The sequence below is a fragment of the Clostridium pasteurianum DSM 525 = ATCC 6013 genome, assembly GCF_000807255.1.
GTDB classification, from domain to species: domain Bacteria; phylum Bacillota; class Clostridia; order Clostridiales; family Clostridiaceae; genus Clostridium_I; species Clostridium_I pasteurianum.
Genome location: NZ_CP009268.1, coordinates 3,764,592 through 3,785,344 on the forward strand (window position 1 = coordinate 3,764,592; position 20,753 = coordinate 3,785,344).

22 protein-coding genes, 1 tRNA gene and 1 riboswitch are annotated in these 20,753 nt (G+C 29.2%); of the genes, 5 read left to right on the forward strand and 18 right to left on the reverse strand.

What is annotated here, in order from left to right; all coding sequences use genetic code 11:
* Position 1 precedes the first annotated feature (1 nt).
* The 10 genes from CLPA_RS16990 to CLPA_RS17035 form a co-directional block, all read right to left on the reverse strand.
* Positions 2-1,135, reverse strand: a complete 1,134-nt coding sequence (locus CLPA_RS16990) for a hypothetical protein (protein WP_003445914.1) — start codon at positions 1,133-1,135, stop codon at positions 2-4.
* 93 nt (positions 1,136-1,228) lie between these two features.
* Positions 1,229-1,465 (reverse strand): hypothetical protein, encoded by a 237-nt coding sequence (locus CLPA_RS16995; protein ID WP_003445912.1) that lies wholly within the window; start codon positions 1,463-1,465, stop codon positions 1,229-1,231.
* A 642-nt stretch (positions 1,466-2,107) separates the two neighbouring features.
* A complete protein-coding gene (locus tag CLPA_RS17000; RefSeq protein WP_003445910.1) occupies positions 2,108-2,359 on the reverse strand; it encodes a hypothetical protein in 252 nt (83 codons plus the stop codon).
* 15 nt (positions 2,360-2,374) lie between these two features.
* The gene (locus CLPA_RS17005) at positions 2,375-2,689 is read right to left on the reverse strand and encodes a hypothetical protein (protein ID WP_003445908.1); all 315 of its coding nucleotides are present in this window, start codon (positions 2,687-2,689) and stop codon (positions 2,375-2,377) included.
* A 2-nt stretch (positions 2,690-2,691) separates the two neighbouring features.
* On the reverse strand, positions 2,692-3,705 hold the full coding sequence (locus CLPA_RS17010) for a tyrosine-type recombinase/integrase (RefSeq protein WP_003445907.1): 1,014 nt from the start codon (positions 3,703-3,705) through the stop codon (positions 2,692-2,694).
* A 160-nt stretch (positions 3,706-3,865) separates the two neighbouring features.
* A tRNA-Trp gene (locus CLPA_RS17015) sits at positions 3,866-3,940 on the reverse strand.
* A 240-nt stretch (positions 3,941-4,180) separates the two neighbouring features.
* Positions 4,181-4,603, reverse strand: coding sequence for a DUF2000 domain-containing protein (locus CLPA_RS17020; RefSeq protein WP_003445904.1), 423 nt, complete (start codon positions 4,601-4,603; stop codon positions 4,181-4,183).
* Positions 4,604-4,674: 71 nt separating this feature from the next.
* Complete coding sequence (locus tag CLPA_RS17025) at positions 4,675-5,499, reverse strand: AraC family ligand binding domain-containing protein (RefSeq protein ID WP_003445901.1); 825 nt, start codon at positions 5,497-5,499, stop codon at positions 4,675-4,677.
* 245 nt (positions 5,500-5,744) lie between these two features.
* Positions 5,745-6,128, reverse strand: a complete 384-nt coding sequence (locus CLPA_RS17030) for a zinc ribbon domain-containing protein (RefSeq protein WP_003445899.1) — start codon at positions 6,126-6,128, stop codon at positions 5,745-5,747.
* Positions 6,129-6,141: 13 nt separating this feature from the next.
* A complete protein-coding gene (locus CLPA_RS17035; RefSeq protein ID WP_003445897.1) occupies positions 6,142-7,044 on the reverse strand; it encodes a metal ABC transporter substrate-binding protein in 903 nt (300 codons plus the stop codon).
* 189 nt (positions 7,045-7,233) lie between these two features.
* On the opposite strand from CLPA_RS17035, the gene CLPA_RS17040 reads away from it, so the two are divergent.
* From CLPA_RS17040 to rimI, 4 genes are all read left to right on the forward strand, one after another.
* Positions 7,234-8,496 (forward strand): HD-GYP domain-containing protein, encoded by a 1,263-nt coding sequence (locus tag CLPA_RS17040; protein WP_003445895.1) that lies wholly within the window; start codon positions 7,234-7,236, stop codon positions 8,494-8,496.
* Between the two features lie 220 nt (positions 8,497-8,716).
* The gene (gene tsaE, locus CLPA_RS17045; RefSeq protein WP_003445893.1) at positions 8,717-9,175 is read left to right on the forward strand and encodes a tRNA (adenosine(37)-N6)-threonylcarbamoyltransferase complex ATPase subunit type 1 TsaE; all 459 of its coding nucleotides are present in this window, start codon (positions 8,717-8,719) and stop codon (positions 9,173-9,175) included.
* The gene (tsaB, locus tag CLPA_RS17050) at positions 9,172-9,885 is read left to right on the forward strand and encodes a tRNA (adenosine(37)-N6)-threonylcarbamoyltransferase complex dimerization subunit type 1 TsaB (protein ID WP_003445892.1); all 714 of its coding nucleotides are present in this window, start codon (positions 9,172-9,174) and stop codon (positions 9,883-9,885) included. The genes tsaE and tsaB overlap by 4 nt, the downstream gene beginning before the upstream one ends.
* Complete coding sequence (gene rimI, locus CLPA_RS17055) at positions 9,878-10,327, forward strand: ribosomal protein S18-alanine N-acetyltransferase (RefSeq protein WP_003445890.1); 450 nt, start codon at positions 9,878-9,880, stop codon at positions 10,325-10,327. The genes tsaB and rimI overlap by 8 nt, the downstream gene beginning before the upstream one ends.
* A 93-nt stretch (positions 10,328-10,420) precedes the next feature.
* Here rimI and CLPA_RS17060 read toward each other — a convergent pair whose 3' ends face one another.
* The 3 genes from CLPA_RS17060 to CLPA_RS17070 all read right to left on the reverse strand — a co-directional run bounded on the left by CLPA_RS17060 (position 10,421) and on the right by CLPA_RS17070 (position 14,097).
* Positions 10,421-11,044 (reverse strand): ECF transporter S component, encoded by a 624-nt coding sequence (locus tag CLPA_RS17060; RefSeq protein ID WP_003445888.1) that lies wholly within the window; start codon positions 11,042-11,044, stop codon positions 10,421-10,423.
* 90 nt (positions 11,045-11,134) lie between these two features.
* A riboswitch (FMN riboswitch) is annotated at positions 11,135-11,252 on the reverse strand.
* Between the two features lie 88 nt (positions 11,253-11,340).
* On the reverse strand, positions 11,341-13,497 hold the full coding sequence (locus tag CLPA_RS17065; protein WP_003445886.1) for a Tex family protein: 2,157 nt from the start codon (positions 13,495-13,497) through the stop codon (positions 11,341-11,343).
* Between the two features lie 273 nt (positions 13,498-13,770).
* On the reverse strand, positions 13,771-14,097 hold the full coding sequence (locus CLPA_RS17070) for a winged helix-turn-helix transcriptional regulator (RefSeq protein ID WP_003445883.1): 327 nt from the start codon (positions 14,095-14,097) through the stop codon (positions 13,771-13,773).
* A 164-nt stretch (positions 14,098-14,261) separates the two neighbouring features.
* Between CLPA_RS17070 and CLPA_RS17075 the strand changes: the two genes are divergently transcribed.
* Positions 14,262-14,816: a nitroreductase family protein gene (locus CLPA_RS17075; RefSeq protein ID WP_003445881.1), complete on the forward strand. Its 555-nt coding sequence runs from the start codon at positions 14,262-14,264 to the stop codon at positions 14,814-14,816.
* 28 nt (positions 14,817-14,844) lie between these two features.
* On the opposite strand, the gene galT is transcribed toward CLPA_RS17075, so the two are convergent.
* The 5 genes from galT to hemA all read right to left on the reverse strand — a co-directional run bounded on the left by galT (position 14,845) and on the right by hemA (position 20,710).
* Positions 14,845-15,801 carry a galactose-1-phosphate uridylyltransferase gene (galT, locus tag CLPA_RS17080; protein ID WP_003445880.1) on the reverse strand — a complete coding sequence of 319 codons (957 nt, stop codon included), beginning with the start codon at positions 15,799-15,801 and terminating at the stop codon, positions 14,845-14,847.
* Between the two features lie 45 nt (positions 15,802-15,846).
* On the reverse strand, positions 15,847-17,154 hold the full coding sequence (gene hemL / locus CLPA_RS17085) for a glutamate-1-semialdehyde 2,1-aminomutase (protein WP_003445878.1): 1,308 nt from the start codon (positions 17,152-17,154) through the stop codon (positions 15,847-15,849).
* Positions 17,155-17,177: 23 nt separating this feature from the next.
* Positions 17,178-18,656 carry a uroporphyrinogen-III C-methyltransferase gene (gene cobA / locus CLPA_RS17090; RefSeq protein WP_236900425.1) on the reverse strand — a complete coding sequence of 493 codons (1,479 nt, stop codon included), beginning with the start codon at positions 18,654-18,656 and terminating at the stop codon, positions 17,178-17,180.
* 10 nt (positions 18,657-18,666) lie between these two features.
* Complete coding sequence (gene hemC / locus CLPA_RS17095; protein WP_003445875.1) at positions 18,667-19,569, reverse strand: hydroxymethylbilane synthase; 903 nt, start codon at positions 19,567-19,569, stop codon at positions 18,667-18,669.
* 64 nt (positions 19,570-19,633) lie between these two features.
* The gene (gene hemA / locus CLPA_RS17100; protein ID WP_003445871.1) at positions 19,634-20,710 is read right to left on the reverse strand and encodes a glutamyl-tRNA reductase; all 1,077 of its coding nucleotides are present in this window, start codon (positions 20,708-20,710) and stop codon (positions 19,634-19,636) included.
* Positions 20,711-20,753 lie beyond the last annotated feature (43 nt).

Sequence of the window (20,753 nt, forward strand, 5' to 3'; positions counted from 1 at the left end):
ATTAATTCTCTTTAATTATAGATAAATGTTTATCAATTTTATTTTGTATTTTTTCTAAAATATCTATAGTATTATAAGCCCAATCGGCTGGTGATGGAAAATTATTTAATTCTGTTAAAATATTATTTAATTTTTCGTTCCAAATATCTTTATCATTATGCCTATTATTAATTATCTCTTTTTCAAGTCTTGTCCAATTCTTATCAGTATCTACATTCAAAATATCTGAGATATCATTTTTAAAATCTTCTACATCATTGTATTTAGGAATTATTTCTCTAAATATATCTCTAAATTTCTTAGAAGATAATCCCTCATTCTTTACTGTAGAAATAATTTCAGGAATAGAATTTAGTAATTCTTTTTTATAAAATAGTTTTTCATTTTCTTCAATATCATCTTCATTCATATCCCATTCAAAATCCATAGACTTTGGTATCATTCCGAACATACTTCTAATATTTTGATTTGTATCTATTGCTTCAAGATATTGCCAATCATTATCATTTAAAGTATCAGATTCTTTTGCTATTTCATTATAAAATTTATACCTAATCACCGCAGTACGCACTTCCGAAAGCTTAACCCCTAATTCTTCTGAAATATTTTTAAATATTTTATTCATTGTATCAGAGACATTAAGCTGCTTCTTATCTTTATACAATCTATATATATGTCTTGCTTTCGCAACTGGTTTCCACTGCTTTACAACCATAACATTAGCTATTCCTTGCGTTAATCTCAATTCGCTTTCATATGCAATTTGTGATTCATAATCTTCCTTTTCTGCAATTAATACTGGTATGGGAAAATTTCTATCTACTGTTTCATCCATTACCTCATCCTTCAAACAAGCTAGTCTATTATTTCCTTCAACAATTATATATTCATAATTATCAATACCTAAAATTTTAAGTTTTTGTTCTTTTGATAGAGTTGATATTCTCCTCACAACTATTCTATTCACCCATTTAATTCCTAATCTCATACTATTTAACAATTCTTTGGCGTCATTAGTTTTCATTATTTTTTTTTGTAACTCATTTTGATTCATAGCATCAAAATCTATAAATCTAGGATTATATGGATCAAGTAAGATTTCTTCTATCTTAGCTTTATCAGATATTAATTTCATAACAAATAGCCACCCTTTTTTACTATATTAATGTAAATTTATTACATTAATAATATTATATAACTATTTGTTATTATTTTCCATATATTTTTATTAACATATTACATCATCTTCAGCTAAATCCTTTGCCCCTCTAACACTTTCATTTAACACTACTGTTAAAAATTCAGCATCTTTGTTTTTATGATTCTTTTTTAGTTCATCTATTTTATTAACTGCATTTTTTGCACGCTCATACGTACGTCCAGAACCAATATCAACTTTATCTGCTATTGCATCACGACTTCTACTATTTTCATTATTATTGCTTTGTGGAACATTGTCCCGCATGTTATTACCTATTCCTCTTTGCTGCTTAAGGATTACAGCTAACCAATTAATGTTATTAAGTTTTTGATTAAATAACTTGACTTACGAATTAAATCAACTAATGTTGCGGAATGCTTGGACACGTTCCGAAGGCATAGGAATCCTTGATGTTAGAAACAAGGACTCTAATGTTGCGTATAAGCTATTGTATCCCTTCAACATCCGTAACGACTAATATTATTAACAATTACATTCTAGCCCTATAATTGCACTGTAAAATACAGTTTAATATTCTTGTCGTGTATTTCTACACCTAGACTTCCAAGCCTTACATTTTTGATAACCCAGTACGGAGTTTCACCTTACTGTACACACTGGGGATTTACGCCCTATAGTTACGGTTATAAGACGCAGAAAGCCCCTTGCCCTTTGATGACTTTTTTCACATCGGGGGGAGTTAATCGCCATTTCTGACAGGTTATTTTAACGTGATTATTCTCATTCTCAACACATTTGACCTGTTGTCTATCCTAAAAAAGACAGCAAGAAACTAACCTTTACAAATCTCACTTTTTGAGATAAAATAAAGGTATCGTTTATCTATATTTAGTTTTGGAAAGTGTATAGATATCAAAGTAATAAGTCAGTACTGCGAATACTGGCTTATTTTATTTGTTGTTTAAATAACTGTTTTATTAATGATTCTGGCAATAACACATGATTTATACTATCTTTATTTATAGGCTCGTCTATATCTCCCACTGCTGTGAAAATATCAAGCATATTTTTATTCTTGGTAACTATATAAATACAAACAAAATCTCTTGCAATATCAACTTCTTGAATAATAATATTTTTTGGATTAATGAGTGCTGCTGACTTATAAAATTCTTTTAAAAATTTATATTCATTCATTACAGATCACCTTCTTTATCTACTAATTTCTAGCTTTAAATTGTTATAGTTATAAAATATTAAATCTGCCTTTGCACTAGATGGATATTCTTGGATTTTAATATTGTTTTTGAGTACTGTAACTTTATCTTTTCCATGTAATTTACGTATAATTTTTATATTTTTATTTTTGGTGTTGCTTATTACTAATTGATTGTCACTAATATAAGTTATATCATCTTCATGCAAGGTAATATTTCTGTAATTATAATTATGGATTATAGCTGTGGCTGTTATTGTGATAGTTATAGCTGCTAGTGCTATTATTTTTTTAATGTGCTTGTGGAGCATAGCTACTTCCCCCTCAAATATCTGCTCACAGAATCCATTTTTTCATGTTTTTTTATCAGGTCAGTAGTTTCAAGTTGTATATACTGCCTTGTTGTGGAAATTTGGTTATGCCCCATTATACGCTGCAAGGTAAATACATCCATTCCAGATTTAACCGCATTTGTGGCAAATGTATGCCTGAATACATGTGGTGTACATCTTACATTTATTCCCATTTTCTTGCCATATTTCTCAAAGGCTCTTATAATAACTTCATGATCTATTTTATCTGTTGAATTTGTAGACATAAAAACATAAGTACATTTATTCTCTGTTGCTATCTCAATAAGCTGTTTTAATAACATTACAGATTGTTTTGACAATGGTAACGCTCTTACTCTTCTTGTTTTACTTACTTCTCCCCTTACTGTTAATATCTTATTTCTTAAATCAACATCAGGGATTATTGTATTACATAATTCTTGAATTCTAATTCCACAATCTAAAATAATTACCATAATTGTAAAATCTCTAAATCCAGCATAAGTATTTCTATTAGGAGCATTGAGCATTTTTCTTACATTTGTATCACTTAAAGGTCTTATGGTATCTTCTGGTCTTTTAACTTTCCTTAAAATTAATCCATAATTTTCTTGAATATACTTCTTATTAAATAACCAATTTAAATAACATTTAAGTGACGATATCCTTATATTAACAGTACAAGGTTTATAATCTTTATCGATGCACATATAATACAAATAATTCTTAAAAATATCGATATTAAGATATACTTGTTCTATTTGGAACTTTTTTACATCAATAATATACTTTTTGAAAAATCCAAATAATTTTATATGGTCAGAGATTGTCCTTGGTGCTAATCCTTCAAGCTTTTTATCATCAATGAAATTATTGTGTAATTTAAAGAATTGTTGAATTGTTATATTATTATTTTTTATATGTTCCATATCATCAAGTGGTACAAGACCGTCAGTAATTTTTGAAAAATTTGATTTGAATTTTACTTTAGGCATGAATTTACTCACTTCCTTTAACAATAAATTTAATAAAAAGTGAGCTTTTAAAATGACCTTAAAGTGGTCTTAAAGGTGTTCCAAAATGCAAAAAAATATGACCACTTTTGAACTAATAAAATCGTTCAAACGTAGTCATATCAACGTTTTGTGTCGTTTTTGGCAGGGGCAGTAGGATTTGAACCCACAACCAATGGTTTTGGAGACCACTACTCTACCGTTGAGCCATACCCCTTTAATATATTAATAATTACAGATATTTTAGTAAATTTTACTGTAACCATTACTGACAAAAGATAGTATACTACAAAAAATCTATAAAGTCAAGTATAGTTTATTATTTAATATTATATACAAGTTATGTCTACTATGTATCAAGCTAATTTATAATAGTATGTACTTCTACAAATTTATTGAACTAAAATATACTGTAAAAGAGGAAGCCTTTACAGCTTACCTCATATTTTTACAATTACTATCTTAATAAAGGCATGCTACCCGTTAGACTATTAACTTTTTTCTTATTGCCACAAATAGCAATTCCAAAATAATTATGTTCCTCTTCTGATATTGTTGATACCTTCTGGACATATTCATTATAAATATTACAACTTTGTGCTATATCTGAAAAGTCTACTACGATCATATCTTCAAAATCAGAAGTATATAATTTTTTTCTTAAATTCCTAAGTATTTCTCTACTTCCTTTTAAAATTGGAACAGGTATTTTAATAATACCCAAATGATTTTTGTCTGTAGCGTCATACACATCCTTCCCTACTAAATTGGAAATATGCTTTCCTAATGTAATACCCAAAATAGCAGATGTATTTGCAATAATTCCTAATGGTAACTTTTCATCTATTATAATTACACATTTGGTGCTTTGTTCATCCATTTTATTCTCTCCTTGACTTTCAAATTTATTTTACTTTGAAATATAAGTAATACTTAAAACATATAAAATTTCTACTTATTACTTTCCTTAAAAATATTCATATATTGTTTTGGTGTCAGTCCAATAAATTTCTTAAAAAAATTTGAAAAGTGACTTTGATCGTTAAAACCTGTTTGTAAAGCCACCTCAATAGGAGGTATACATTTCTCTAACAGCTTTTTAGCTTTATTAATACGAACAGTTTCTAAATAACTATAGAGTGAAATTCCTTTTTGTTTAGTAAAGGAACGTAATAAATAATATTTGCTTAATCCTGTTAAGTCACTTAAGTTATCAAGAGTAATATTTTTCGTATAGTTCTCTTCTAAAAATTCACAAATTGTTTTTATCTCTACACTGGGTTCTGATATTTCAATAGATAGAGCTAGTTCAGTATATTCCTCAATTAACTGTCTTATTAAAAAAAATAGTACTTGTTCCTTTTTAAAATCCTGTTCCTCTTTCATTATCATGAGATGAAGTTCACTCAATGAGGAAATTAAGTCACTCTGAAAAATTACTTGCTGATTAAAATAAGGCAAATATTTTTTACCTGTTATTTCATAAACTATTTCGCTCATAATTTCTGGTTGAATATTAATACATCTATAATCCAAGCTCCTACCATCAATTTGCTGACAAGTGTGATTGTCATTAGGATTAAATAATATCAAATCCCCTGTTTCAATTGTATATTCCTTGTTTTTACATGATAAATATCGTTTCCCATTTTCAATAAAACCAATTACATAATATTCATGAAAGTGGTTTGGAAATTTTTGCATAACACCTTTAAAAGTGTAAGCTTCTATATTTAAATCTATATCAAATCGAACGGTTCTAACTTCCTTTTTCATTCATAATCCCCCCTTTCTTTCTGTATTATTTTGAGAATATCATAAATAGATTTAAAATTTCTTGTATGATATTGCCTAAATTAAAAATTTATTGCTAAATAATCATATAATCAAATAGAAAAAATTTATAAAATAAAAGAACTAGTGACTATTGAATCTAATCTAACTAGCTCCCTATTAATATTTAATATCTATATATTCTTCTAAATACAGTTAATAAAATAATTTTATGCTTTTATATCACTTCAATTTTTTAACCTTGTACCACAATAGGGACAAAATTCAAAACTTTCGTCTACTTCTTTTCCACAGTTATGACACATAAGTTTTCCACACCGTGAATTATCTTCTACTATAGTTATATTTAACTTATCTAAAATAGAGTCGTCCCCTTTAGCCAATTGCTCCCCTTCTTCTTTTGACAGTTCAAATAGACTTCCACAACATTTTGAAATCAAATAGTATCTTTCTGACCATTTGAAAATTGGAATAAAAAATATTTCAAAGTAGTTATAGGTTTTTATAAATTTATAAGAAGTCATTCTTCCACAGGATTTACAAATCATATTATTTATAATCCTTATATCCTTATTCTTAGTTCCCATCCCAAATATACCTATGAAAAACATTAAAAAACCTCCATTATTTTATAACACTTTTAAAGCTTTCTATATTGCTTTTTAACATATCTACATAATCCATATCAGCATTATAAACTGTGACCTTTATTGGTTGTATAGCATATCTGTCTATTATATCTTTATTTTGCTGCAGATCTTTATCATCATCATATATAAAACATAATTTTTTTCCTTTGTCCTTTTCTATAGATATTCTCTGATTATCTTCAGAGGAAATATATCCTTGATCATTTCTATAAAATTTTATATTATTGAAATTTTGACTACTTAAAAGATAATCAAATCTATCCGTATCAGTAATTATAGTATAATCTTTCATTTTATTGCTTATATCTTTCATAGAATCTCTATATTCATCTACCTTTGTGATACAATTTCTAAAATTAGCTTCATAGGTACTTCTGTTTTTGGGATCCTTTTCTTCTATGGCATTTTTTATATTTAGAAGCATTGTTTTATAGTTATTAATGTCCATCATATAATATGGATTTCTCTGTCCATAATTTTTGGCATTTTTGTTACCGTAGGTCAAAAAACTAATACCTCTAGAAGAATTTATTACTGATACTTTACTTTTATCCACATTATTTAAAAAATCCTCTGCCCATTCTTCAAATCCAGCACCTATATATATAAATAAATCCTGTTTACCTACATTTGAAATACTATCTTCTGTATATGTAAATTTTTCATTTTCATTTTTTAACATAAATTCTAAATTATTTTTATCACCTGCAATATCTCTTACTATGTTATATAGGTATTTATTACTTACCATAACATCTAAATTTTTTATAACTTTCTTTGTATTTTCAGTATTTGAATTAATATTTGTGTTCTTATTACAACTATTCTGAAATATAATTATTGTAAATAAAAGAAATAAACACATTATTTTTTTCAATTTTTTCACCTCAGTTTAAATGCATAACTTCTAAGTATATATAACATTATACAGTAATTTACTGCATTATTTCTACATTAGTGAAAACATTTTTTATTAAACTAATATTAAGTAATTTACAAGTTAATTAAATATGATAAAATGTAATTGCATAAAAGTTCGCGTAGTAAATTTTAGGTGGGATAATATATGAAGATAAGTTTAGATAAAACTATAAGAGCAATGGCCATAGCATTGGATTTAGCTGAAATAAGTTCCGTGAAAAACTCAACAATAATAGAAGATATATCAAATATAAATTTTTCAAAACACAATTACCTAAACCATTCCAAAAGAACTGCATATATTTCATTAAAATTAGGAGCACAATTAAACCTGCCTGAAATTTTTATGAAAGAGTTATATATATCAAGCCTATTACATGATATTGGTGCATCAAATTTTTTAAAGGAAAGTCATATGACTAATACATTTATATTAGACCACTGCAAAAATGGTTCTAATATAATAGCTAATTTTCCCGTATTTAGCAATATAAGTCCTGTTATATTATATCATCATGAAAATTTTGACGGTAGTGGAGCCATGGGATTAAAAGGAGATGAAATTCCACTGGCCAGTCAAATTATAAGGCTTTCTGATCTAGTTGAATTACTTTATAATGAGGACGAGCCTTCTTATAAACAAAGAAATAAAATTACTTCTTGGATTGAACTAAATTCTAATTCCATTTTTTCTGAAAATTTAGTCAATACCTTTCTATCAATTGCTGAAAAGGATATTTTTTGGTTTGATATAGAAAATATATCCTTTATGGATTTCATTTTAGATAATATATCTCCAAAGCTGGATATATATCTTGATTTGTATGAATTTGAAAAAATAGCCTATATCTTAGCCAGTATAATTGATAACAAAAGTTCTTTTACTGCTAAACACTCAAGAGGTATAGCAAATCTAGCCTGGATGGTATCAAATCACATGAAGTATCCAAAAGAAAAGTGCTTGGAGATGAAAATAGCTGGTCTTTTACATGATATTGGTAAACTTGCTATTCCAAATAGTATATTAGATAAGCCTGGTGAACTTACAAAAAATGAGTTCTCAATTATTAAATCTCATGTATACTATACTAAGATAATTTTGGATAGAATTGAAGACATCAGCAATATTAGCGACTGGGCATCTAATCATCATGAAAAATTAAATTCTACTGGTTATCCAAGAAAATTAGATAATTTTACCCTTTGTGAAGAGGCAAAAATACTTTGTGTTTGTGATATATATCAGGCATTAATAGAGGACAGGCCCTATAGAAAAGGCTTAGACAGACCTATGGCTTTTTCAATAATGGATGGAATGATAGGAGAAGGTTTGATATGCAAAGATTCAGTAAAACAATTAAGAGATACTTTGGAACAATACGATTTTAATACTACATATGAAAAATAATTATTCATATATTTTGAAGCAAGTTCTTAATTCAGGTGGAGATTCTTTTACCCCATCTGAATTTTAGAACTGCAAATGCATGGCTAACTTGGCGTTGAACTCCCACTTGAATAAGTTGGAGACTTACGCCAATTTAGCCATGTGAAACTACAATTAAAGTAAGGGCAATGCCTTTTCTTTTTTTTATTTTTAATATAAAATATTTAAGAGGTGAACTCTTATGGAATTTATAGTCAATAATGAAAATATGACCATGAAGCTTGGAGAAAAATTAGGTTCTGTTCTAAATCCCGGAGATATAGTATGTCTAGATGGAGACCTTGGTACTGGTAAAACTCATTTCACTAAAGGAGTTGCTAAAGGCCTTTTAATAGAGGATTATATAACAAGTCCTACATTTAATATAGTTAACGAATATAATGGAAGGTTGAAATTATATCATTTTGATGTATATAGAGTTAATGATCCGGATGAAATATATGCTATAGGTTTTGATGAATATATTTTCAGCAATGCTGTAAGTATAATAGAATGGTCCACATATATTGAAGAACTTATTCCTAAGGAACATATTTCTGTTGTCATAGAAAAACTTCCTGAAAAAGGAGATAATTATAGAAAAATAGTACTAAATTATTATGGAGATAGATACAATTATGTAAAGGGGATTAAACTATGAAAATTTTAAGTATAGATTCAGCTACCGAAGCTGCAAGCTGTGCAGTTATAGAAGATGAAAAACTTCTTGGTGAAATTACTTTTAATTATAAAAAACAACATTCTGTTATCTTAATGACTATAATTGATAACTTGCTAAAAAATACAAATACAGATATAAACACACTGGATGGATTTGTAGTTTCAAAAGGACCAGGATCTTTCACAGGCCTTAGAATTGGTATGTCTACAATTAAAGGACTTAGCCAAGGTTCAGATAAACCCTTTATAAGCATTTCCAGTCTGGATGCCCTAGCCTATAATATGGCCTACACCCCTGGCATTATATGTCCTATACTTAATGCTTTAAGAGGCAATGTTTATACTTCTTTATATGAATTTAAAAGAGATGCTTTAGTAAAATTAACAGAATACCACATTATGTCCATAGAAGAACTTTTAGCTTTAATTGAAAAACAAAATAAACCTGTTACCTTTATTGGTGATGGAATAAACTTATTTAAGGAACAAATATCGAATTCACTTCCACAAACTTTTTTTGCACCAGCTCATTTAAATCTAGTTAGAGCATCTGCTTTAGGAGAGTTGGGAATAAAAAAATTGCGTGAAGGCAAAAGTGATGATTTATACAATTCAGCACCTATATATATAAGAAAATCTCAAGCCGAAAGAGAGTATGAAAAAAGGACTGGTAAAAGTATAGATGAATGATTTAGTAGTTTGTCCTTTCGAAGAAAAATATATAGATTCGATTTTATCTATAGAAGAACTAAGTTTTAAAGATCCTTGGAGCAAAGATGCCATGGAAAGAGAACTTAACAATAATTTTGCAAGATACGTAGTTGTAAAACAACAGAATAAAGTTATCGGATATGGTGGTATGTGGATAATTCTAGATGAAGGGCATATTACAAATATCGCAGTTGATCCTAAATACAGATGCATAGGAGTAGGAAAACTTATATTAAAATCTCTTATAGATATTTGTAAAGGAGAAAATGTTACTTCTCTTACTCTAGAAGTAAGAGTATCTAATATAATTGCTCAAAATCTTTATAGTAAATTTGGTTTTATTTCAGAAGGAATACGAAAAAATTATTATGCTGATAATAATGAAGATGCTCTTATAATGTGGAAAAGAAATATAAAATAATAATAAACCCCTATTAAATAGATATTAAAATATTTATTTTAAATTATCTACTTAATGGGGTTTTCCTTATTCTATACTATATATGTTATTATTTTAGGCCTTATTTTGTGCTGCTTCAATTTTTTCAGCTTCCTTATGAATCAATGGCGATACAGCTTTATAAACTGCCATTGTAACTACTGAAACAACCACACCCTTTATTAAATTAAAGGGAAGAATAGAAAATACTATAAATGTATTTAAATCCTTTATACTTGGATTCAATGCTTTTCCCATATCTACTACAGACTCAATTGGGAAATGTAGTACAGTCTCATAAAGTGGAAGTATTACAAAATAATTAAGAATGCTGGCAGCAATGGACATTACTACCGTACCTATTGATAATGCTGCTATAGCATTGCCTCTAGTTTTCTTTCTTTTATATATTACTCCCGCTATCCCTACAAATACAGCACCTACTAAAAAGTTTGCAAACTCTCCTATAAAAGCAGTATTTCCTTTGAATATAGCATGTAATATATTTTTTAATAACTCAATTATAATTCCTGGAACAGGTCCTAATGCAAAAGCCCCTACAAGTGCAGGCAAGTCACTTAAATCCAATTTTAAGAACGCTGGAAATATTGGTATAGGCACTTCAATAAACATAATTAAAAAGCCAATGACACTTAGTACTGCTGTTTTAGTCATAACATTTAATTTTGAATTTCTCATAGTTTTACCTCCAAATTTTTGATTGATCTTCAAACGCAGTAATAAAAAAGCCCTGATTTTTACAATCAGGGCAATAAATACATGTACAAATTCTCTCTTCTTCCATCCAGACTTTACTGTCGGCCTCGGAATTTCACCGAATCATACCAAAATTTGGCTCGCGGGCTATACCGCCGGTAGGGAATTACACCCTGCCCTGAAGATTATCAATATTTAATTCTTTAGCTAGATTATAGTACAATTTTTATTAAAATTCAATACTAAGTATTTAATTTATAATTATTGATGATTGTAAATTATTTCTTCATTGTAAGTGATATTCTATTTCTCTTTTCATCAATTTCTAGAACTGTAACCTCTATAATATCTCCAACCTTTACTACATCTAGTGGATGCTTTACAAATTTATCAGAAAGCTGACTTATGTGTACAAGTCCATCCTGATGAACACCAATATCCACAAAAGCACCAAAATCTGCTACATTTCTAACTGTACCTGTAAGAACCATACCTGGTTTAAGCTGTGAAATATCAATTATACCAGTTTTCAGTACAGGTTTTGGCATTTCTTCCCTTGGATCTCTGCCTGGTTTCTTTATTTCTTTAACTATATCTGAAAGAGTCGGAACTCCTATTTCTAATTTCTCAGCAAGTTTTTCTATTCCTAAAAATTTAACTTTATTATCTATATCTAAGAGGTTTCCTTCTTTAATGTCTTTTTCTGTATAATCTAATATATCCAATAGCCCTTTTGCAGCCTTATAGGATTCAGGATGTACGGCAGTATTATCAAGAGCTTCTTCACTTTCCATAACTCTTAAAAATCCTGCACATTGCTCATAAGCTTTAGGTCCTAGCCTTTTAACTTTCAAAAGTTCCTTTCTACTTTTAAACTTTCCTTTCTCTTCCCTATAATTCACTATGTTCTTAGCTATGTTACTATTAACTCCAGATACATAAGAAAGCAACGCTGGTGTTGCTATATTAAGATCTACTCCAACACTATTAACGCAATCTTCCACTACTCCCGTTAAAGATTCATCCATTTTTTTAGGTGTAACATCATGCTGATATTGCCCTACCCCTATAGATTTAGGATCTATCTTTACAAGCTCTGCTAAAGGATCTTGAAGCCTTCTGCCAATGGATATAGCTCCTCTTAAAGATACATTTATATCTGGATATTCCTTACTTGCAAGCTCCGATGCTGAATAAACAGATGCTCCAGCTTCTGAAACTATTACATAATATAAATCCATGTTCTTTTCGTCTTTAACTTCTTTTATAAGACTTGCTACTATTTCCTCTGACTCCCTGCTAGCTGTTCCATTTCCAAGAGAAATCATTCCTACATTATATTTATACACAAGTTGCTTTAGTATCTTTATAGATCCTTCCACGTCATTTTGAGGTGCAGTTGCATAAATAGTTGCAGTATCCAAAAGTTTACCGGTTTCATCAAGTACTGCTATCTTACATCCAGTTCTAAAACCAGGGTCATATCCTAAAACTGCTTTACCTTTTATAGGAGATTGCATTAACAATGACTTCAAATTGGATTTAAATATTTCTATAGCACCATCCTCTCCTATTTCGAATAATTCAGATCTTATTTCTCTTTCTATGGAAGGATATATAAGCCTTTTTAAAGAGTCCTTTACGCTATTTTCTATGTATTTATCAGTTTTTTCATTTCCCTTTAAACATCTATCATTTAAATATTTTATTATTTTATCTTCATCACAAGTTATTTTAACTGATAAAACCTTTTCCTTTTCGCCTCTATTTATGGCAAGAATTCTATGAGGAGGTATTTTATCTACAGCCTCTTTATAATCGTAATACATTTCATAAGGTGTAGGTTCTTCACTACTTCCACTGGTTTCAATAATTCCTTCTTTTTTCACTAAATTCCTTATCCATTTTCTATACTCTGCTTCATCAGAAATAATTTCACTTATAATATCTTCTGCACCAGCTAAAGCTTCTTGTATGTTATTTACGCCTTTTTCTTCTTCAACAAATCCTTTGGCATACTCATCTATATTATCTTGAAATTCTCCATTAAAAATAGACTCTGCTAAAGGCTTTAATCCCTTTTCAACTGCTATAGTTGCCCTAGTTCTTTTCTTTTGTTTATAAGGTCTATATAAATCCTCTACTTCTGTTAAAGTATTGGAGTTCATAATTTTTTCTTTTAATTCATCTGTTAATTTATCCTGATCTGAAATAGCTTTTATTACCGTTTCTTTTCTATCTTCAAGATTTCTAAGATAGGTAAGTCTATCATTGAGATTTCTCAATACAGTATCATCTAATCCACCGGTTCTTTCCTTTCTATATCTAGCTATAAAAGGAACTGTAGCTCCTTCATCCAGCATTTCAACAAAACTATCTATCTGTTTTACATTTAATTTAAACTCTTCAGCTAATTTTTCATTTATATTTGTCATGTAAGTTTCCTCCTAAAAAAGTACATACTTTAAACATATTATGTATACTCTAATTTCTCTATAATAAACATTTCTTATTTGTTTTAATATCAATAAATCTTACTTAGCTGGAAGTTTGTACTCAGCCTAAGTTTAGATGAATTATCCAAGAACCTGTCGCTGTTATCGGATAATTTTTAAATAATTTTATTAGTACAATTATATATAATATCAATCACCTATTATTGAGTCAAATTATATCTTTCCAATTACTATCTTATTTTCATTTATTAATCAAATTAGGTTTTTATATTCCTTTCCCCAATCACACATGGATTTTAAAACAGGTCTTATACTCTTCCCAACCTCTGTAAGTCCATATTCAACTTTAGGCGGAATCTCATTATATACTTTTCTATAAATCATTTTATCTCTTTCTAATTCTCTCAATTGCATAGTTAATATTTTATGGGTAATTCCTGGTAACATCCTCTTAAGTTCATTAAATCTTACAGCTCCCTTTGACAAATTCCATAAAATTGCTATTTTCCATTTTCCACTTAAAATATTTATGGTCAAGTCAATAGGACAATTTGCTGTTATACTTTTTAACTTTGACATTTACATTTCCCCTATTTTTACTATTAAATTATTTTAAATTTTATTATATAATATCATTTATGATACCATGTTTCAAATTTGTGCGTACTTCACATTTATTACGATTAGCATTATTATAAATAGTAAATTGTTAATACCATGATTTATGAAAGGAAGATCATTTTATGAATGAAATTTTAAATGCTATAAAAAACAGAAGAAGTATACGCTCTTATGAAACAGAACAAATTGATCAAAAGGATCTGGATTTAATACTTGAAGCTGGTATATACGCCCCCACAGCTCACAATGATCAACCCTGGCACTTTACAGTTATACAAAATAGGGAAAAAATTCAGTATATTAATGACAAATCAAAAGAATTGATGTCAAAATCAAATGTAGAATGGATAAAAAATATGGGAATAAATCCAAAAGTAAATATAATATACAATGCACCAACTCTAATTATTGTATCTGGCAGAAAAGATGCTGTTGCTCCTTTAGTAGATTGCTCCGCTGCAATTGAAAATATGCTTATTGCTGCTGAAAGTTTGAATATTGGTTCTGTTTGGCTTGGATTGGTGAGATTCTTTTTTGAATTAAAAGATGAAGTAGAGAAGCTTGGTATCCCAGAAAACTATGAACCCTATTATGGATTAGCCCTAGGTTATAAAGCTGACACAAAAAACTTAACTGCTCCAAAACGAAACTTAAATGTAATAAACTATATAAAATAGAATACTTAAATTAAATAATATGAAGAAGCTAATTATTAGCTTCTCTCAGCTTTTTAGCTGCTATTTCAGGTAAAATAGTATTTACCATAATTCCCGTGCTAATTTCAAACCCTGCTCCATTTACAATTCTAGGGCATATTTCAATATAAAAATGATAATATTTAACCTTTTCTTCTTTAAGAAAATTATAATATATATTATAAGAAATATCTTTTCCAAGAACACTATGAAGCTTATTTGTCACAATTTTTAGAACATCACTTAAATCATTTATTTCAAATTCATTCAAAGTAAATATAGTACTGGAATGTTTCTTCTTTATAATTTGTATTTCATATCTATGCTTAGAAACATAGGGACAAATAGCTATAAATTCTTTACCTTCATAGACAATTCTCTCCTTTGACTTAATTTCATCTTTTAATAAGTCACAAAAGGCACAGGTTTTATTATCTTTATAATATTTACTGCTATTTTCTACTTCCGTCTTTATCTTTTCTGGCATAACATTCATGCCTATAATTTGAGAATGAGAATGTCTTAATGATGCTCCTGCATTTTTACCATGATTCTTAAATACCTGCACATACTTAATAAATTCGTTACGGTATATATTTTTTGAAACACATATATATGCTTTTATTATCTCCCCTATGTGTTCTCTACTAAGTTCATAAAAACTTTTACTGTGATCTCTTCCCTCAATAACCACATAATGAAATCCATATACATTACTTTCAGCTTCTTCTTTTTTTAATACTATAGGATATTTATTCTCTACTACTTTGACTCCATATGAAATCTGATCTTCATAAATTTTAATTCTTGATGAGTTCTGGTCTTCAATACAAAAAGGGCAGTCTTTTTTAAAACTTATTTTATCATTTTCAGTTTTATCTGAAGAAAAATCTGTAGGTCTCTTTAATCTATTTTCTGACATTATTACAGCTTCCTTTGAAATAGGATTTATTCTCATATGTGACATTTTAATCCCCCTTTGAAAACCACTTTTTACCATAGCATCAAACAATTAGCTACAAGATAAGTTATGTAAAGTATTCCTTACAGCTTTTATTGTATCTTCTATATCTTTTTCACTATGCGCATTTGATATAAAAAATGTTTCAAATTGTGATGGTGGTAAATATATCCTCTCATTGAGCATAGCTTTAAAATATTTTGCAAATAATTCTGTATTACAACTCTTAGCATCCTCATAATCTTTTACCTTTTTGGATGAAAAAAATAAAGTTATCATTGATCCCACTCTGTTTACAGTAGCTTCTATTTTGAAATCCTCTATAGCTTTTTCAATTCCCCTTTGAAGCTTTTCACCTTTAATTTCAAGATCATCATAGATCTTTAAATTGTTTTTTAAATATGTCAAAGTTGTTATTCCTGCTATCATAGATAATGGATTACCAGAAAGAGTACCCGCTTGATAAACAGATCCCAGTGGAGCAACACACTGCATTATCTCCTTTTTACCACCATAAGCACCTACAGGGAGTCCTCCCCCTATTATTTTACCAAAGCAAGTTAAATCTGGTTCCACCTTATATAAACTCTGTGCCCCAGAAAGCGCCAATCTAAATCCTGTCATAACTTCATCTATAATCAAAACACTATTATATTCTCTCGTTATTTCCCGTACATAATCTATAAATTCCTGAGTGGCAGGTACTACTCCCATATTACCAGAAACAGGTTCCATAATAACTGCGGCAATATCTCTGCCATAATTTTTAAATATATTAGCAACTGATTCTATATTATTATATTCAGCTACAATTGTATTGTCCGTAATACTTTCTGGCACTCCACTGCTGCTAGGAACTCCATGAGTCAATGCTCCAGATCCTGCTTGCACCAAAAGACAGTCACCGTGACCATGATAATTACCAGCAAACTTAACTATTTTATTTCTTCCAGTATATCCTCTTGCTGCTCTTAAAGCACTCATAGTAGCTTCAGTACCAGAATTAACCATTCTTATCATTTCTATAGAAGGTACTATCTCCTTTATTAGCTCTGCAATTTCAACTTCAAGTCTTGTAGGAGCTCCAAAACTCAGTGAATTATCTATTTGCTCTTTTAATTTCTCATTTACTATTGATGGATTATGACCTAAAATCATAGGACCATAGGAACCTACATAATCTATATATTCATTATTATCCTCATCATAAATTTTACTTCCATCAGCTTTTACTATAAAAGGAGGAGTTGTATCCACATCTGTAAAAGCCCTTACAGGACTGTTTACTCCACCAGGAATAACTTCCTTTGCTCTTCTAAATAATTCAACTGAATTCTCATTATTTAGTTTATTTTTCATTATAATTCACCTCATACTATTTATTATCTCACTAAATCAATTATACCATCTACATTATGAGTTTTTGCACATTTATAATTTTTGATATCAGCTTCTTCAAGAGCCCTTGCAGTTATTGGTCCTATACATATTATCTCTTTGCTTTCAAGCACTTTAAAATTTAGATTTTCTTCTTTAAAAATTTTCATAAAGCCTTTTACGCAGGAAGGACTGGTAAATGTAATTACAGCTATTTCATCCATAATCTTTGATAATTCACCGAGTTTATATTCTGGTGTCACTACATCATATATGTGTATTACTTCAATTTCCGCACCTATTTCTTTAATGGCTTTAGGGATAGAATTATGAGCAATATTTGAAGTTGGAACTAATACTTTATCCCCTTTTTCAACTCTATTTTTTAATTCCAATGCCAATTTTTCTGACTCAAATTCTTTTGGCGAAACTTCTGCTTTTAAATAATGACTATTTAGAACCTTTTCTGTAGAACTTCCAATTACAGCTATTTTTGCCTTACTTATAGCCCTTATATCACCTCTATATTGTATAAGACCTTTAATAAATATCCTTACAGCATTCTCACTGGTAAAAACTATCCAATCATATTTTTCTATGTGTTCATAGATATTTTTATGTATATTAATATTATCTTTTATTTCTATAGTTGGCAGACTCACAGGAGTGGCATTTATAGTTTTAAGTTTTGAACATATTTTTTCTGATTGATTTTTAGCTCTGGTTACAAGTACTTTTTTTCCATAAAAAGTTTTGTTTTCAAACCAATTAAGGTATTTTCTCAGTGGAACTACATAGCCTACTACAATTAATGCTGGAGATTCCATTTCATCTCTAAAATCTGTAATATTCTTCAATGTTCCACACACAGTCTTCTGATTTTTAAGAGTTCCATTGGAGATTACTGCTACAGGGGTATCCTCTTCCTTACCATATTTTATTAGATTCTTACATATAGTTTCTAAATTATTAAGTCCCATAAAAAATACCAATGTTCCTGATAACTTTGCTATTACCTTATAGTCTATAGCTTCTTCCTCTTTTGATGGATTTTCATGTCCAGTTATTACATGAAAAGAACTGCTTATATTTCTATGGGTTACAGGAATACCTGCGTAAGCAGTGACAGCATTTACAGCTGAAATTCCAGGAACTATTTCAAATTCTATACCTTCTTTAAAAAGATGTATAGCTTCTTCTCCGCCTCTTCCGAACACAAAAGGATCTCCGCCTTTTAACCTTACTACACAACTACCTTCCTTTGCCTTCTCAGCTAATATTTCATTTATATGAGCCTGAGGTATTGTGTGATTTCCTGCCTTTTTACCTGCATCTATTTTCTCAGCTGATTCCATTGCATAATCTAGAAGGTTAGGGTTTATAAGTCTGTCATATACTATTACATCCGCCTTTTTTATGCACTCTATAGCCTTTAAAGTTACAAGTTTTTCATCTCCGGAACCAGCACCAATTATATAAACCATACCATTCAAATTACCTATCTCCCTTCATTTCCATAATCTTTTTTGCAAGATTTGTTCCAATATTTTCATACTCATCTAAATATCCTATTACATTGTTTTTAAAAATAGAAATATTATTATCATCCGCTACAAATCCTTCTAATTCTATCTTATTATTGTATTGGACCGCATGGGCGCCAATAGCAATACTGCATCCACCATTCATTTCTTTTAAAAAACTTCTCTCAGCAAGCAAACATTTAAACTCTATTTCGTTTACAAGAGAATTGACAATTTCCTTTATTTCCACATCATTGTTCCTAAGCTCTGCACACAATGCTCCTTGCCCTACAGAAGGTATACATTTATGTATATCTATGTATTCAGATATGCTATCTCCCCAATCCATTCTTTTAAGACCTGCTGCCGCCAGTATTATTCCATCCACTTCTCCCTTTAGCATTTTATTTATCCTAGTATCTATATTGCCTCTTAGTGGCTTAAATTGTAAATCTGGTCTAATATTTTTTATCTGAACCATTCTTCTTAGGCTGCTGGTTCCTATAATGGCCCCTTTTTGCAATTCCAAAAGAGAAATTTTATCCTTAGTAATAAGTGCATCTCTTGGATCCTCTCTCCTTAATACAGATAAAATTTCAAATTCTTCTGATACAATATTTTGTACATCCTTCATACTATGAATTGCTAAATCTATATCATAGTTTTTTAATGCCTTTTCTATTTCAGCTATAAACAATCCCTTACCGCCTATTTTGCTTAGACTTTTATCAAGAATTTTATCTCCCGTAGTCTTAATTTTTTTTATTTCTACTATTATGTCAGGGTAACACCTTTTTATAGCCTCTATAACCATATTTGTTTGAGTAAGTGCAAGCTTACTTCCTCGTGTACCTATTATAATTTTGGACTTCATATAAAAACCTCTTTCAATCTCATATCAATAAATAAATTTTACTTGGTAAGAGTTTGAGATATGCCTATAAAGCAATATTTTTCTCAATTTGAATCTTAAACAAATCATAACATCCAAATATATCTATTTCCTCAGCTCTAAGCCAATCTAGGTATTTTGACATATCCTCTTCTACTAATGTCATACTCATACTGAGTTCCTGCTTACGTTTATTTTCGTTTTCTGTTGCTATTTTTTCAATATCATCTATTACATATAATTTAATTCCATCTATTGAACCTATATTAGGTTCTACATCTCTTGGAACAGCTAAATCCAATATACACATAGAATTTCCATTATAATTATCTAAAAATTCCCCTTTATGTATAACAAAATGTGGTGCACTTGTACAGCTTATTATTATATCCACATCTTTTAAAACTTTGTATTTATTATTAAAATCTATTCCTTCTATATTATCTGCAATAACTTCCATATCCATAATCTTATTTTTAGTTCTATTGGTAATATAAATTTTTTCTACCCCTTCAGACAAGAGATATTTTATAGCAATTTTACTCATTTTGCCAAGTCCTACTACAAGGACTTTTTTATCCTTAAGACTTCCAAAATACCTGCTTATAAGCTTTATGCCTATAGAGCTTACAGATATAGAGGTTTTAGATATATTAGTAACTGTTTTTATTTTCTTTGCATTTGTAATTGCACTCAAAAAAAGTTTATTTAAAATTTTCCCACTGGCTTTATTTTTAAGTGCCTCACTATAGGCATTTTTTACCTGGCCTAGTATTTGATCCTCTCCAAGAACCATAGATTTAAATCCATTGGTCACTTTAAAAAGATGATCTATAACATTAACTCCCGATCTACAGACTACATTAGTATTAACTTCTTCCATATCTATGTCAAAAAACGAAGAATAGAAACTACGTAAATAATCTTCTCCATCTTCCCTTTCCAAAACACCATATATCTCACTTCTATTACAAGTAGAAAGAATTACAGCTTCCTTTAAAACACCTTCCTGTTTTATTATTTGGAATGCTCTCTTTATAGCACTAGAGGTGAAATTTACCTTTTCTCTGGTTTCTAGTTTACTGTGCTTATAATCAATTCCAGCCATAACTAAATAATACATTATTATTCACCTTCTATATTATTCTTTAAAAATTATTAGGATA